The organism is Paenibacillus sp. FSL R7-269 (genome assembly GCF_000517865.1).
Taxonomy (GTDB): domain Bacteria; phylum Bacillota; class Bacilli; order Paenibacillales; family Paenibacillaceae; genus Paenibacillus_AQ.
Genome location: NZ_ASPS01000020.1, coordinates 128,679 through 142,901 on the forward strand (window position 1 = coordinate 128,679; position 14,223 = coordinate 142,901).

14 protein-coding genes are annotated in these 14,223 nt (G+C 51.5%); 2 read left to right on the forward strand and 12 right to left on the reverse strand.

The features are described from left to right. Positions 1-20: 20 nt before the first annotated feature. The 11 genes from C162_RS09945 to C162_RS09995 all read right to left on the reverse strand — a co-directional run bounded on the left by C162_RS09945 (position 21) and on the right by C162_RS09995 (position 12,171). Positions 21-2,372 carry an ABC transporter permease gene (locus tag C162_RS09945; RefSeq protein WP_036693977.1) on the reverse strand — a complete coding sequence of 784 codons (2,352 nt, stop codon included), beginning with the start codon at positions 2,370-2,372 and terminating at the stop codon, positions 21-23. Positions 2,373-2,522: 150 nt separating this feature from the next. Then, the gene (locus C162_RS09950) at positions 2,523-3,695 is read right to left on the reverse strand and encodes an alanyl-tRNA editing protein (RefSeq protein WP_036693978.1); all 1,173 of its coding nucleotides are present in this window, start codon (positions 3,693-3,695) and stop codon (positions 2,523-2,525) included. A gap of 3 nt (positions 3,696-3,698) precedes the next feature. Further along, the gene (locus tag C162_RS09955) at positions 3,699-4,133 is read right to left on the reverse strand and encodes a GNAT family N-acetyltransferase (protein WP_179090363.1); all 435 of its coding nucleotides are present in this window, start codon (positions 4,131-4,133) and stop codon (positions 3,699-3,701) included. Positions 4,134-4,156: 23 nt separating this feature from the next. Beyond that, positions 4,157-4,921, reverse strand: a complete 765-nt coding sequence (locus C162_RS09960; protein ID WP_036693980.1) for a TSUP family transporter — start codon at positions 4,919-4,921, stop codon at positions 4,157-4,159. A gap of 28 nt (positions 4,922-4,949) precedes the next feature. Then, positions 4,950-5,384 (reverse strand): NUDIX hydrolase, encoded by a 435-nt coding sequence (locus tag C162_RS09965; RefSeq protein ID WP_036693981.1) that lies wholly within the window; start codon positions 5,382-5,384, stop codon positions 4,950-4,952. A 90-nt stretch (positions 5,385-5,474) separates the two neighbouring features. Then, positions 5,475-6,194: a YebC/PmpR family DNA-binding transcriptional regulator gene (locus C162_RS09970; RefSeq protein WP_036693982.1), complete on the reverse strand. Its 720-nt coding sequence runs from the start codon at positions 6,192-6,194 to the stop codon at positions 5,475-5,477. Between the two features lie 94 nt (positions 6,195-6,288). Continuing rightward, positions 6,289-7,851 carry a lysine--tRNA ligase gene (gene lysS, locus C162_RS09975; RefSeq protein ID WP_036693984.1) on the reverse strand — a complete coding sequence of 521 codons (1,563 nt, stop codon included), beginning with the start codon at positions 7,849-7,851 and terminating at the stop codon, positions 6,289-6,291. Positions 7,852-8,232: 381 nt separating this feature from the next. Further along, a complete protein-coding gene (locus C162_RS09980) occupies positions 8,233-8,688 on the reverse strand; it encodes a GNAT family N-acetyltransferase (RefSeq protein ID WP_235218394.1) in 456 nt (151 codons plus the stop codon). Between the two features lie 149 nt (positions 8,689-8,837). Then, positions 8,838-9,956, reverse strand: a complete 1,119-nt coding sequence (locus C162_RS09985; RefSeq protein ID WP_036693985.1) for a 5-methyltetrahydropteroyltriglutamate--homocysteine S-methyltransferase — start codon at positions 9,954-9,956, stop codon at positions 8,838-8,840. A 15-nt stretch (positions 9,957-9,971) separates the two neighbouring features. Further along, positions 9,972-10,904 (reverse strand): LysR family transcriptional regulator, encoded by a 933-nt coding sequence (locus tag C162_RS09990; protein WP_036693986.1) that lies wholly within the window; start codon positions 10,902-10,904, stop codon positions 9,972-9,974. A 127-nt stretch (positions 10,905-11,031) separates the two neighbouring features. Continuing rightward, the gene (locus C162_RS09995; protein WP_036693987.1) at positions 11,032-12,171 is read right to left on the reverse strand and encodes a phosphodiester glycosidase family protein; all 1,140 of its coding nucleotides are present in this window, start codon (positions 12,169-12,171) and stop codon (positions 11,032-11,034) included. Positions 12,172-12,420: 249 nt separating this feature from the next. Between C162_RS09995 and C162_RS10000 the strand changes: the two genes are divergently transcribed. After that, positions 12,421-12,951: a 2'-5' RNA ligase family protein gene (locus tag C162_RS10000; protein WP_036693989.1), complete on the forward strand. Its 531-nt coding sequence runs from the start codon at positions 12,421-12,423 to the stop codon at positions 12,949-12,951. Positions 12,952-13,032: 81 nt separating this feature from the next. Beyond that, entirely contained in the window at positions 13,033-13,572 is a 540-nt protein-coding gene (locus C162_RS10005; protein ID WP_036693991.1) for a DUF4303 domain-containing protein, read from the forward strand. 67 nt (positions 13,573-13,639) lie between these two features. Here the strand turns inward: C162_RS10005 and C162_RS10010 are convergent, their stop codons facing one another. Next, the gene (locus tag C162_RS10010) at positions 13,640-14,149 is read right to left on the reverse strand and encodes a GNAT family N-acetyltransferase (RefSeq protein WP_036694222.1); all 510 of its coding nucleotides are present in this window, start codon (positions 14,147-14,149) and stop codon (positions 13,640-13,642) included. Positions 14,150-14,223 lie beyond the last annotated feature (74 nt).

Consider the following 14,223-nt stretch of genomic DNA (forward strand, 5'->3'; position numbering starts at 1 on the left):
TTTTCTTTTAAAATATAAGCCTATTCTTTATTCATGTTCCATATCTGCACACGCTTGATCTGGCCGCAGCTGGTGTACACTGCCAGCATAACCACGGCCAGGATCAGCAGCGGATACAGCAGATAGACCTGAAGCGGAATAATATTCAGCCGGAGGCTGGTCAGTCCGAAGATCCGGAAGATAAGACCGAGTAGGCGGCTGCCAAGGGTATTCGCAGCGATTACGCCCAGCACCAGCGAGACGGACATAATGATCAGAATACGCAGTGCCTGCCACCGCCGGATCGCGGCATTCGTGAAGCCGATGCTTTTCATGACAGCAATGCCATGGACCTCTTTCGCAATCATCAGTCTGACGAACAAGCTAGTGATGAAGAACGTAATCATGCAGATGATAGCCGTAAGCAGTCTATTGATGCTGTGAAGCTGGCCCATGAAGCCACCGGTGATCTCTCCCAGCAGTTCGAGCGAGGTTTTGATGCCTTGTTCCGGGAACTGCTCCTGAATTTCCTTCATCATCCCCGCCTTTGCTTGCTCTGGGGCATGGAGTTCGCCGGAGAACAGGTAAGCGGATATCGTCTTCAGCTCATAGTCCCGGGCAATCCAGACCGCATACCCCTCATTGGAGATGCTTTGGAACAGTCCGCTGATCATGAAGGTTCCCTTAACCCCGCCGATTTCAAAAGTAATATTGTCGCCCACCCGCTTCCCGTATTTCCCGGACATGATGGTCGTAATCGCAATTTCATTCTTCAGCAGCGGGGCCGTCCCCTCCAGAATCTCAACAGACCCGTTTTGATCATTCTTCTGGCCGTTGATCCGCCGGTTGGCCTGTCCGTTATCGGAGATATATTTGGTACTTACCGTGTAATTCGCTGTAAGCGCGGCCTCGAAGCCCTGATCCTTCAGCCGCTTGGACAGTAGCGCCTTCTCCTGCTGGATCTGCTCTACGGATTTCTCTGCCACAACGGTTGGGCTATAAAAATCCGCACCGATCGTCCCGAAATATTCCAGGAACTTAGGTGTCACAATGGTATTGGTCAGATTGACCGGAATCAGGATGATCGCCGAGCTTAAGATTAGCGTCAGGATGAGCGCCGTATAGCTCTTGAGCCGGTTCAGCACATCGCTCAGCGCGAGGAAGAACGGGGGCGGGAGGAAACGGCTTGTATGTAAATGAATGCGGCGGGATGCCTTGAAGCGTTCGCCGGTCTGGCCTTGCCGGATGGCATCGATGGCCGATGCCTTGTTAATCTTACGCATGCAGAGTAAGCAGAACAGCAGAATGAATGCGATCATGACTACTGTGCTAAGCGCCGAGATCATTATATTGATGCTGCCTCCGGGCAAAATCATATACTGCGAGGTTTTGCGGGACATCAGCGCAGTCAAGGGGAGACTGATGCCGAGTCCGAGGACACCGCCGAGACAGGCCAGCCCTGTATATTTTGTCAGGTAGAGCTGCTTGATCGCCCGGTTCCTGAACCCGATGGCCTTCATAACGCCAATCTCCTTGTATTCATCCTGAAGGGTGGAGACAATGGTGAAGCGCAGGGTCAGAAAGGCAATGAAGATCAGGAACACGCTAATCGCAAACATCATGGCTGAGATGATCCGGTCCGTCATATAAGTCATCTTAACCAGCGCCTTATCCACCTCGAAGCTGATGGGCAGATCACTGTTCGCAAAAGAAGAAGATATCTCCGTAGATGCTACACCCGGTGCCGCCACGAAGCTCCATAGATTCATCCGTTTATCTTCGGGCACCAGCTTCTCTATTTCCTTGAAATCCTCTGCTGCCAGCATGAGGCGCTTCAGTCCAAGCAGATCCGCCCCCATGAACGCATCCTTGAAGTAACCGTTCACCGTGAACGTTCTCGTAATCTCACCGAACTTAAGCTTCAGCTGCTCTCCCGGCAAGATACCGCTGCCCAGCATCAGGCTGGCCGGAAGACCGATCTCCCCCGGGCGAAGCGAATATCGCTCATTGTCCTCACCGAAGACCAGGTTCACCTGTTCAGGAATGGCGGATAACACGAAGCTTACATTTCCCGCGAAGCTCTTACGGCCTTCAGGCATCGTAACCTGATTCAGGAAGAGATTGAGCTGCCGTTCTGTATAAGCTGTCTCCACCTTCTTCTCCTGCTTCACCCAGTCCTCTACTGCCGAGTTATGGACGGGGTCATTGGCCAGCGTGATATTAAGATCCGCCACCTTGCTGGCTTCAATGAAGCTGCCCAGGGCGCTGGAGGTGGAATACATCAGGCTGGAGCTGCTTGCGGCTAGTGTGGAGGCGAGGATGATGAGGATCAGCAGAACGGTATTCATCACCTTTTTGCGCCGCAAATCCTTTTTTAGAATAGTCAGGAACACGTTAATTTTCTCCCTTCATCAAGCTCTGTCCTGATTATAAGCCGGCAATTGTTAAATAATCCTTAAGTCGGTCCAATCCTTGTGCACCCTATGGAAACAGCAAAAAAGAGCTACGGAATAAACGCTCCATAGCTCCTTAATTGCCCTACCTCAGAATTGCCCTGTGGCAAAACTGTAAAATGCCAGTGCGTCTTCCCATGACGGGAATCCGGCCTGAGCCAGCTTGTCGCTGCCCCCGCCCTTGCCCTGGTATCCGCCCAGATAAGCCTTAAAGAAGGCGCCGCACGAGAAATCCGCAGATCCGCTATGCGCGAGCACCGCCTTATTCTCCACCGCACTCAGCAGCAGCACCGGAAGGTCGGTCAGCGCCGTCAGCTTCGCAGCCAGACTCTGCAGATCCTTAAGCGGTCTATGGTCCGAAATATGGGTGAGCACCCGGCTGCCCTCTTCCATAGAAGCTAACAGATCCCGGGCCAGATAGCGGTCATTCTGCTCCTTCACGGCAGCAAGCTCCGCAGCCAGCAGCTTCTGCTCCTGCTCCCACTTTCCGAGCCGGTCCATAATTTCGTCCTTGCCTGTATTGAATCTGGCGGACAGCTGACTCATAATTTGCATATGGTCGTTGAATTCCGCAAGCGCCCGGCTTCCGCATTTGAAGGTAATCCTTAGATTGCCCTTCTGCTTCTCGGACCGCAGCAGCTTAATCATCCCAATCGCCCCGGTCGAAGCGACATGGGTGCCGCCGCAGGCGTTATGCTCGACTCCTTCAATCTCGACAATCCGGATATCCTCTGTTACCTTAGGGAGCTTCACCAGCGGCAGCTTGGCCATTTCCTCTGCGGTCACGAAGTAGCTGGTAATTGCGCGGTTCAGATAGATTTGACGGTTCACCTCTTGTTCTGCCTCCGCCAGCTGCGCCGCTGACAGATCCTGCAGATCGAGATCAATCGTGGCATAATCGCTGCCCAGGTGGAAGCTCAGCGTCAGTGCCTGATACAGCCCGCGGAATACCGCCGACAACAGATGCTGGCCGCTGTGCTGCTGCATATGGTCGAATCTCCGTGTCCAGTCGATGGCGCAATCCACATCAGTCTGCCCGGGAAGCTGCGCTACCTTATGCAGCACCTCCTGATCCTCCAGCACCACATCCAGCACAGCAATCCCGCCGATGGTTCCCGTATCGCAGGGCTGTCCGCCGCCGTGCGGGTAGAAGGCCGTCTCCGCAAGCGTCACATAGATCCCGTCTTCACGCTCCAGCGTAGAGGTGATAACGGTACTCCATTCTTGAATATAAGCCGAATCATAATATAGCTTCTTGGTCATCCCTTAAGCTCCCCCTTTCGTATCCGTTGCAGGCCCGAAGAACTTCTCCATGACCACATAATCCTTGCCGCCTTTGCTGAACACTTCATCCGTTCTCTGCATGCCGAATTTCTTATAAAAGCCTGCCTTGTAGGTTCTGGCATTACAGAATATCCGCCGCACCCCCGCCTGTTCCGCTTCCGCAAGAACCGTGTTCAGCAGCTTGCTGCCGTAGCCCTGCCCCTGCTCCAGCTCAAGGGTGGCGAACTTGCGGAACTGTCCTTCTGTACCGTTGACGAACAGGGATAACACCGAAACCAGACGATCTCCCACATACAACCCGTAATGCTTGCCTTGATCGTCATCTGCGAGCTTAATATAGTCCGGCTCCCGCTCGGGCCACATCACTTCATGCCTAAGCTTCCAGACTTCTTCCTTATGTATAAGCTTGATCTCCATCTCATCCACTCCATTAGTTGTGCTTAATGCATCGTATCCCATATTTGCTTGCCGATCAATATCACAGTGACTGTAATGAATAACGGCTTAATATACGCCGCCCCTTTGCGGATAGCCATCCGGGAGCCGATAACGGCTCCGATCACCATCGGAATTCCCAGAATCAGGCCATGGGTGTAGCTGACAGAGCCCAGGGCAATGAACGTAAGCAGGCTGGTGATATTGCTGGCGAAGTTCAGGATTTTGGCGTTGCCTGCGGCGGTTACAAATTCAAACCCCATCATCAGAAAAGCGAAAATCAAAAACGACCCCGTTCCCGGGCCGAAGAACCCGTCATAAAAGCCGATAATCAGCGCTGCCATACCTCCGGCCAGCCGCAGCCTGCCGCTTTTTGCCGGGAAGGTGGAGACATCTCCCCAGGATTTTTTGAACAGGGTATAGAGGGTAATTATGACCAGCATCACGATCACCAGCGGCTTCAGGAACTCGGAAGGCACCTGACGGACAGTCAGCGTTCCGGCCATCGCGCCCATGACAGATAACGGGATGAGGGTGCGGACCAGCTTGAAATTGATTTTGCCGGAACGCACAAACGAGGCGGTGCTGGTCAGCGAACACATCGATCCTGCCAATTTGCTGCTGCCGAGCAGCAGGTGAAGCGGAATGCCCACAGACAGCAAGGCCGGAATCGCGATCAGTCCGCCGCCGCCCACTACAGAATCAATGAATCCGGCCAGAAATCCGCAGACCACCAATATAAGAACCATACTGAGCGTCCAGTCTTCCATTCCTGCGCCATCCCCCTGTTACTCTAATCTAATTCCATCCGTGAGCGGCATACCAGACGCCGTCCCTGAATGTATTCCAGGCCTCCTGTACGAACGGAATGATATTCTCCGGCAATGCATCCAGCGGGAACCAGCACACCTCATCGCATTTGTCCGGCTCCATGTTGCGGATCTCTCCAGTCCACTGCTCCGCCTTGAAAAAGAAATCCATCCGCTCATCCCTGGAGGTACGCAGGTGCATCGTTCCGATCATGGTAAGCTCGGCAGGAGCAATAACAGCACCACATTCTTCGCGGACCTCACGGATGGCGGCAGTATGAAGCGGCTCTCCGCCATCCAGCTTCCCGGCAGGCAGTCCATACTCCCCGTCATGATGTCCTGTATTCGCGCGCCTGAGCAGCAGGACTTGCCCGTCCTTAATCAGAAATACATGGACCACACTGACTAATCGAAAGACTTCCATTTCCAGTTTTTCCTCTCCACTCTCACTTACGAAAGAATAAGCGGACAAGCCTGGAAATCGGCATGCCCGCTTATTCAAAATACCGCTATTCTATTCTCCCAAATCCACGTTGTGATAAACCTGTTGTACATCGTCCAGATCTTCGAGCGCGTCGATCAGCTTCTCGAATTGGGCCTGTGCATCTTCAGGAATTGCCACATCATTCTGTGGAAGCAGCGTCAGCTCGGCTACCGTGAATTCGGTAATCCCTGCGCTGCGGAAGGCTTCCTGTACTGCATGGAACTGGTCCGGTTCGGCATATACGATTACCGACTCATCCTCTTCCAGCACATCGCGGACATCCAGGTCTGCTTCGATTAGAAGCTCCATCACCTCATCCGCAGATTTACCTACCACCCCGATGACAGCCGTTGGATCGAACATATACGTAACCGATCCGCTGACGCCCATATTGCCGCCATTCTTGCTGAAGGTAGAACGAACCAGCGGAGCCGTACGGTTGACGTTGTTAGTCAGCGCATCGACTACAATCATCGAGCCGCTTGGACCGAAGCCCTCATAGCGCAGCTCAACATAGGTCTCATCGCCGCTGCCTTTGGCTTTCTCCAGGGCACGGTCAATAATCGCTTTCGGCACATTGTAGGTCTTGGCACGCTCGAGAACCACCTTAAGCGCCCGGTTGGATTCCGGATCAGGCTCACCCTTCTTGGCAACCACATAGATTTCTACCCCGAACTTGGCGTAGACCTTACTTGTATTAGCATCCTTGGATGCTTTCTTTTCCTTAATATTATTCCATTTACGACCCATATCGTTACCGCTCGCTTTCCAACATTTGATGTTAAATAGTCCTGTACATTATACCTCTCTTCAATCAATCCCGTAAAGGGCTGTCCACACACCTTCACAAATCCAGCAAATTCAGCATCCGCTCTGTGCCCGCCGCCTGAATCAGCCAGGGCAGACGCGGACCCTCCCCGGCACCAAGCACCAGCTGATAAATGATAGTGAACAGTCTTTTTTGCTGGCTGCGCATCGTCTTCTTGTCTTGATGCTGACAAATGGCGTAGATTTCGGTCATCCGCTGCGTCTCGTCCAGCTCCCTGCTCCGTAGCAGACTGCATAAGTTCCGCAACCATTTCAGCTCTACTCCGGTAAGAGAATGATAATAAGCATAATTGGGCGAGTCTTGAATCGTCACCAGCTTGTGCGGCATCCAGTTCCTGATCCAGTATTCCGCCCGGTCCGCCACCCTCTGCAGCCGCAGCTCATCTGCATCTTCCCCGTTTCTGTTGAACATCTCCCGGAGCCTTCCCCTGTCGAAGTTAATTAAGGGAAGCAGACTGGCTACCTGACCGAAGCTAACGGTGGTTCCAGCACTCAGTGGAGAGTCGCTTAGCAGAGACAGCTCCAGCGCACCCGCAAGATCGCCCGTTAACGTGCCTGCCCGCGCTCCTGCAGCATAACGCTCGAACTCCGCATAATTGCGCAGCACATCCTCATCCAGCCCGATATGGAAGGCGGCATTCGGCTGGTATTTGGCGAACAGGAACAGGATATTCTCAGGGTCATAGACCTCTAGCAGATCATCTGGAGTGTAATTATGCCCGGAGGAGCTGGACATTTTGGCGAAGCTGCCTTTGATGCTGATGAATTCATATGGCTCATACACAGGTGGTGAATACCCGAAGATCTGCTCTGCGATGACCGCAGCCACATTATAGCTCCCTGTCTCAGACGAATGGTCACGGCCGCCCGGCTCGAATACGACCTGTTCCTGCTGCCAGCGCATCGGCCAGTCGATTTTCCAGTGCAGCTTGATATTGTCCGCCTGCGGAATATGTACGATATCGCAATGACCACAGCCGCAGCGGTAAGCCACAGTCTCCGCTGTGTCGTCGTAATCCAGAATGGTGGTCGAGTCTTTGCCGCAATGCCCGCAATAGAGATGGATGGGATAGAATGCAGCCCGTTCCTCCGCCGAACTCCCGCCTGTTTTGAATGACATCAGGATATCGTAGATCTCTCCCCGGCGGCGCAGGGCGTGCAGAATTTGCGGAGAATAACGGCCTGACTGGTATTCCCGGCTCTGATAGATGAACTCTGGCTCAATCTCAAATACCTGAAGCGCCTGCTGGAATTCCGACTCGAAATGTGCCGCATACGAAGCATGACAGCCATACGGACAAGGCACCTGCGAATAGGGAAGCCCAATATAATCAGAGAAGCCAGGGTCTACGTGGGCCGGCACTTTACGGAACCGGTCGAAGTCATCCCACGAGAAAATAAACCGCACCTCCTTACCCGCCCGCCGCAGCGCCTTCGCCACAAATGCAGTCGTCACCACCTCGCGGAAATTCCCGATATGAACGGACCCGGACGGGCTGATCCCGGATGCACATACATACGTCTGCCGCTGCGGATGCTCCGCGATTAACCGGCTTGCCATTCTCTCTGCCCAATGCATGATAATCACCTCTACTGTTTGATATAGTTGGGTAAAAGCAAAAAAGCTCCCGCCCTCAAGATTAATATCTTGAGGACGAGAGCTTGAATCAGCTTCGTGGTACCACCTCTGTTCACGGACAAGTTGCCTTATCCGCCTCTTCGGGTACGGCCATAACGCTTATACCCTATCTCTGTAACGGGAGATCCCGGCATACCATCCTTGGACACCCTGTGCCCAATTCCCTATGCAGCTCGGAGACTTTTTTCAGATCAGGCGCTTCGCTGCTCCCTTTCACCACTCTGGAGCTCTCTGTGAACGCTGCCGCCTGCTTACTCTTCTCTTCATCGCTTGTTGCTGTAAGTTGTTATCAGCCATTTTACGCTGGGGTGGATGGTTTTGTCAACGAAACTTAAGATCCAGACAACGTACAACCTCACCATCACATAACTCTTCACTGACCTTTTGGAATCCTAAAGACTCATACAACAATCCGGCTATCCGGTTGTCGGGTCTATGGCCGATCATTAATCGGGTACACCCTTCGTTTCGCATATGCCCGATTAATTTCACCATGGCTTGTCTGGCATAACCCTGTCCTTGATGATGCTCATCAATCATAAGGGCAGGTATCCAGCAGTTACCGTCCTCATCGGGAGTTGTACAAAAGACAATAAATCCTACCACCACATCTCCTGAATAAATGGCCCCCAGCTCAAATTCCTGCACGAATTTTGCTTCAGCAATCCAATTAACCACCGGAGCAGGAAAAACGCTTTGTTGCTCTGGCTTCACTTTCAGCAATGTGCAATCATACCAGTTCTCGGCCGATACAGGTCGTAGTTCAATAACCATCATATTCCCTCCAGAGATATAGACTCAGTATTGAATCCGCTCCCAACATTATACTGTAGAGGGAATCCGTACGACTGGTACAGAATGGTTAAAGAAAAAGACTACAACTACGAAAAGGAGGATTGCCACCCCCGGCAATCCTCCCCACTAACTTACACCCAAACCTCATTCGCCGTCTCAATCACCAGCCGCAGCTTATCCCACTGCTCTTCTTCCGTCAAAATATTGCCTTCCTCCGAAGAGGCGAAGCCGCATTGTGTGCTTAGGCATAGCTTGTTGATGTCAACGTACTGTGAAGCTTCTTCGATACGCGCAATGAGCTGCTCCTTGCTCTCCAGCCCGCCATGCTTGGTGGTCACCAGTCCCAGTACGACGAACTGATCCTTGATGAAGCGCAGCGGCTCGAAGTCGCCGGAGCGTTCATTGTCATATTCGAGGAAGAAGGCGTCCACGTTCGTATTCGAGAACAGCTCCTCGGCGACCGGCCCGTATCCTCCGGCGGCGAACCAGGTCGAGCGGAGATTGCCCCGGCATACATGAAGGGCAATGGTCATGTCCGCCGGGCGGCCGGCAATGCTCTCGTTGATCAGCCGGACGTAATCTTTGGCCAGCTGATCCGGGTCAACGCCCCTGCTGCGCAGATGAGCACGATGTCTGCCGCTGCACAGCGTCCCCCAGGTGGTATCATCCAGCTGCAGATAACGGCAACCGGCATCATAGAAGGCCTGAATCGCCGACCGGTACACCTGAATGATGTCGCCGTACAACGTTTCGGTATCAGAATAAATCTCGTTTCCGTTATACTCCTGCACGAAATGGAACAAAGAGGGGGAAGGAATCGTCATTTTGGCCATGGTCTCTCCGGCCATCTGCTGCAAGCTGCGGAATTCCTCGACCATAGGATGGTCCCCGAAGGCGATTTTACCGGTAATTCTGAAGCTCTCGGCCCGGTTCAACTGTTCTTTGGTAGCCCCGGGGGTACCACCAAGCGTAATCCTTCCAGTACCCTCAATCCCCAGGAAGAAGTCAAGATGCCACCAGGAGCGGCGGAATTCTCCGTCTGTGACCGCATGCAGCCCAAGCGCCTTCTCCTGCTCCAGCAGCTTCCGAATCTCCACAGTCTCAATTTCCTGCAGTTGTCCCGCAGTTAGTTCACCTTCCGCATGTAGGCTGCGCGCATTCTTGATCTCCTCTGTACGCAGGAAGCTCCCGACAATGTCGTAACGGAAGGGCGGTGCGTTTCTTGTCGATCCGATCACTGGACTGCTCATACGTCCCTCCTGCTCTTATAGTAAGAAAGATTCAAACTTAAACACATTACCCGACACCAAATCATTCAGAATATCAATATATGTAGACATAATCTCACTCGGTTTGCGGTCCTTGTGGGCGATCCAGCCGACAGAGAACACTTCCTTGCTGTCAAAAGGAATCGTGATCAGCCCCGCATCATCCAGCTCAGAGGCCATAATCCCGGTCCCCACAGTATACGAATCGCTTCCGAGCAGCAAATGAGTCAGCGTGGCCCGGTCGGTCACCTTAATATTCTTCTCAATCTGTGTGAAGCTAAGCATCTCCTCCGAGAAATGCAGCGAATTGTTATCCCCCTGCTCAAAAGTAATGTAAGGATACGGATGAATGTCCTCCGCCGTGATCCACTCTTTTGCAGCCAAAACATGTCCTGCCCGCACATAGACATGCGGATTCGTATTGAACAGCGGAGTGAACTTCAGGTTCCCGTCACTGAACAGCTTGTTCATGATCTTGTAGTTGCTCTCGTTGATATACAGAATCCCGATGTCACTGCGCAGGGTACGCACATCCTCGATGATCTCATAGGTCTGCGTCTCTCTCAGGCTGAAATTGTACTCCTGCACCTTGCTCTCCTTCATCAGCTTCACAAAAGCATCCGTAACAAATGCATAATGCTGTGTAGATACCGAGAAATAGATCGGGCTGCGCTTCTTGCCGGTATAGCGGTTCTCCATGAATTCGGTCTGCTCAATAATCTGCCGGGCATAACCCAGGAATTCCATGCCTTCGGCTGAGATACTGATCCCCCGGTTATTCCGTTCAAAAATCGTGATGCCAAGCTCGTTCTCCAGCTCTTTGATAGCATTCGAGAGGCTGGGCTGCGACACAAATAGCCGTTTGGCCGCTTCATTCATAGAGCCGCTGTTCGCAATCTCAATCGCGTAGCGGAGCTGCTGCAAAGTCAAACCTTTTCCCCCTCCGATCAAGGACTTCACCTGGCAGGTTCATCAAAATAAGAATTTACTTGTTATCCTAGCACACCTGCCGCGTCTGATCTACTATAGATTATTGAAGCAGGTGGCCTGGCGGATGTTACTGGGTGCGCTTCTTGCCTGCGTCGATTTTGGCCGGGTCCAGCCCTTCCCAGATATTCTTGATCTTCGCGTTCTCAGGGTCATCGAATACCAGGAATGCCGTTGGCAAGTAACGCTCCCCATACTGCGAAGAGGGCTTGTTGACAATCTCATTGTCCTTCACCAGCACTGTCGAAGATCCCCCATCCAGATTGGCCGCGATGACCGCCCCATGCTTCAGCATAATCTGCTGCACATCATACAGGTTCGCCCCGATACTGTAGCCCGGCTGCCGCCCGTCAATGACTACGAAGATGAGCGCACCGTCTGCCCGTTGGCCCATGGCTGTTCTTGGCGCGATGCCCCAGCCTTCGGCGGCATTCTTAATCTGGCCTTTACCGTTCACAATAATCCGCGGCTGAAAAGTCACTGCCTCCTGCACGCCCATCTTGCTGAGCTGGTCCAGGGTATAATTCCCGGCAATCATCTTGCCTTCCTTATCGATGCCGACAATCTGTGTGGATTTCTTGCCGCCCAGTCCATTGTAGAACAGCTTCCCTTGCGAGATCACCAGCCCGATCGGCTTGAAGCCATTGCCCTTCCAGTTCGGATCGGCGAAGCCGCCGCCGTTCACCCCGGCGATAGCCCCCGTCCGTGCTACCATGCTGGATACCTTTTCCCCGGAGCCAATTTTGCTCGGCACACCCAGGCGCACCTTCTTGGGGTCGTTCACAATCATGACATAGCCGCTATAGCCACTGCCCGAAACCTCTTCAACCTGGACCAGTGGTGTATGCTCAGCTTCCTTTACAGGCTCAGGCTTAATCTCATGGGTATCTACCTCGTCGCCCATCTCCTCGAAGCGCTTGGTATAATCGCTGACGCGGTGCTTTAGTTCCTCTTCGCCGATAATATATTTGGCCCAGTGCCGGTGCTGCGTCGTAATCAGCGTATCTGCGATCAGGAAGCGCGTATTCTTGGCCGACGGTGCGAAATAGAGCCAGCCTCCGGCTGCTATAATCAGAATGAAACAGACCATGAACACCCTGAAGAGTGTACGGAAGAAACCTCTTTTCTTGCGCTTCGGCGCCGGCTTCTTCTTCTTGCGGACAGTAGAACGTTGTGGTAAAGAGCTCACTCCTGGAATCCTCCCTAACATACTGATAATGGTTAAGTCTACAAACTCACAACTTCCATGATAGACGAAATTCCGGATTTAAAAGTTTCAGTTTGTTTAACTCTGTCCATAAACTGTAAACTATATATTGAACTATGTTTTTATGTTTTAGATTAGCCGTGACTCCAGAGAAGTTTTGGACTTCCGGCCGCTGCCCTTCTACAGATTTCATGATTTTATACCGTTAGTTACATCCTAAACATAAGAATACAAAGGAAAAGAGGAGCTTGAATGCAGTATTTCATAGGCATCGTACCGCCACAGAAATATACCGCAAGAATTATCCAGTTTCAGAACCGCTGGTCCAATAACCGCTTGCCACAGGTAGTCGAGCCTCATATCACTGTAAAAGCTCAGGGCGGATTATATCCGGACTTGGATGGGTTGCAGCATGTGAAAAGGGTTTGTTCCTCATATTGGCCGTTTGAGTTATCTCTGACTGCTCCGATATGTATAGGAGATTCTGTTATAGGCTTAGGTGTTCATTCACAGTATTTATCAGAATTACATTTTAGACTTGTAAGGGCCGTTTCCCCGTCACCAGAGCTTATCGCCCGTTATTTTGAGCTGGACAGCTACCTTCCTCACCTAACCTTGGGGCAGACTTGGTGGGGATTGAACGCTGCTGAATTAACAGAGATACAAGCGCTTGCACAAACAGAATTAACACCATTTCCCACTTGGACAATAACACATCTGCGGGTGTATACAGAAATTCAGCCCGATAGGTATGTGCCCTATGAGGATATCGCTCTCGGTTAGTGATGATTGCTTGCATTCCTATACTCCACGCTACTATTCTATAAGTGAAGTCAACCTAAACATAATTTAAGGAGTGTTATCATGAACGCTTTTCTAACCGAATTTGAACAACGGATTCGTGAGGGTTTTGTGGCTGACATTGAAGCGATTTTAGCGGAAGTAGCACATGAGAAGGTGTATGCCTGCGCAGTCGGGACGGATAGCGACTTTGTCACTCTGTTCCTTGCTGTCAATACAGAGCAATCCCTTGCCAGACATATTGCCGATATGACTAGTGAAGGGTTATGTGATGATGCTGAAACAGAGCTTTATTACAAATGGGGAATTTCCGAATTTCAATATGGTGAGCATTCGCATTTCAATCATATCAGCCGTTTTTTATATGCGGAGGATAATGTATATCAATATAAAGATGAAATGGTCAAAATCATTGCCAAGATTGTCAATGAAACCAAGGACGATTTATTCACTAAATATAATCAAACTAAAGAGGACATCACCTTCTTTGTATCCATGACCGACGATGAGCTGGCTGAGGAATTAGAGAATGAATCGGTGGCACTGATGACAAATCCTGAATTGGTTCCAGCGTTTTTAACACGTTATGATGCAGAAAGCTAAAGAAACCAAACAGCGGTAGCCCGGGCTAACACCCTTGACTGCCGCTGTTGCAATGGTAATTCGTGCTCTATCTTGATTTTGTCAAGTATAGCGTGAGCTCATCATCCACCCGAACCTGGCTTCCAGGAACTGCGGGCAGATTGTCATACATGAGTCCCCGGCCATCCGGAATGTAGCCGCGTTTGGTGTACAGCCGTTGTGCAGTACCGTAGCTGGCATACAGTCCAAACCCAATGCCAATCGTATCGAATGAAGTGAACACTTCAGTTTCGAGAGCTTCCATCAACACACTGCCAATGCCACACTTGCGTAAAGGGGGAATCACATCAAGATTCTGAATCTCGGGAATGTCGTTCTCCGCAAAGTAAGGATAGTGTGAGTTATAGACGATATGTCCCCAGCCTGCGAACTCATTCTCATGAAAGGCCAAGAGCGTAAGCCGATTCTCCCTTTCGTTCTCTTCCCAGCATTGTTCAATATACGCTACAGGTTTGCTGACATCATGTGGGGCCAGCCCCTCATGTATCAATGTAATGTCCTCAGACTTCATCCGGCGGACAAGTGTAGATTGACTCATAAGATCATTCATTCCTTTTCATTTGGACTAAGTCTAGACTAATATGACTCCCATGATGAGGGATTACATTGCTA

Coding starts and splice junctions, on each gene's coding strand:
- lysS (WP_036693984.1), bottom strand. CDS start 7,851: ATGCATTGGGCAGAGAGAATGGCAAGCCGGTTAATCGCGGAGCATCCG.
- C162_RS09960 (WP_036693980.1), bottom strand. CDS start 4,921: ATGGAAGACTGGACGCTCAGTATGGTTCTTATATTGGTGGTCTGCGGA.
- C162_RS09955 (WP_179090363.1), bottom strand. CDS start 4,133: ATGGAGATCAAGCTTATACATAAGGAAGAAGTCTGGAAGCTTAGGCAT.
- C162_RS10005 (WP_036693991.1), top strand. CDS start 13,033: ATGAACGCTTTTCTAACCGAATTTGAACAACGGATTCGTGAGGGTTTT.
- C162_RS09970 (WP_036693982.1), bottom strand. CDS start 6,194: ATGGGTCGTAAATGGAATAATATTAAGGAAAAGAAAGCATCCAAGGAT.
- C162_RS09965 (WP_036693981.1), bottom strand. CDS start 5,384: ATGGAAGTCTTTCGATTAGTCAGTGTGGTCCATGTATTTCTGATTAAG.
- C162_RS09995 (WP_036693987.1), bottom strand. CDS start 12,171: ATGTTAGGGAGGATTCCAGGAGTGAGCTCTTTACCACAACGTTCTACT.
- C162_RS10010 (WP_036694222.1), bottom strand. CDS start 14,149: ATGAGTCAATCTACACTTGTCCGCCGGATGAAGTCTGAGGACATTACA.
- C162_RS09980 (WP_235218394.1), bottom strand. CDS start 8,688: ATGATGGTTATTGAACTACGACCTGTATCGGCCGAGAACTGGTATGAT.
- C162_RS09985 (WP_036693985.1), bottom strand. CDS start 9,956: ATGAGCAGTCCAGTGATCGGATCGACAAGAAACGCACCGCCCTTCCGT.
- C162_RS10000 (WP_036693989.1), top strand. CDS start 12,421: ATGCAGTATTTCATAGGCATCGTACCGCCACAGAAATATACCGCAAGA.
- C162_RS09950 (WP_036693978.1), bottom strand. CDS start 3,695: ATGACCAAGAAGCTATATTATGATTCGGCTTATATTCAAGAATGGAGT.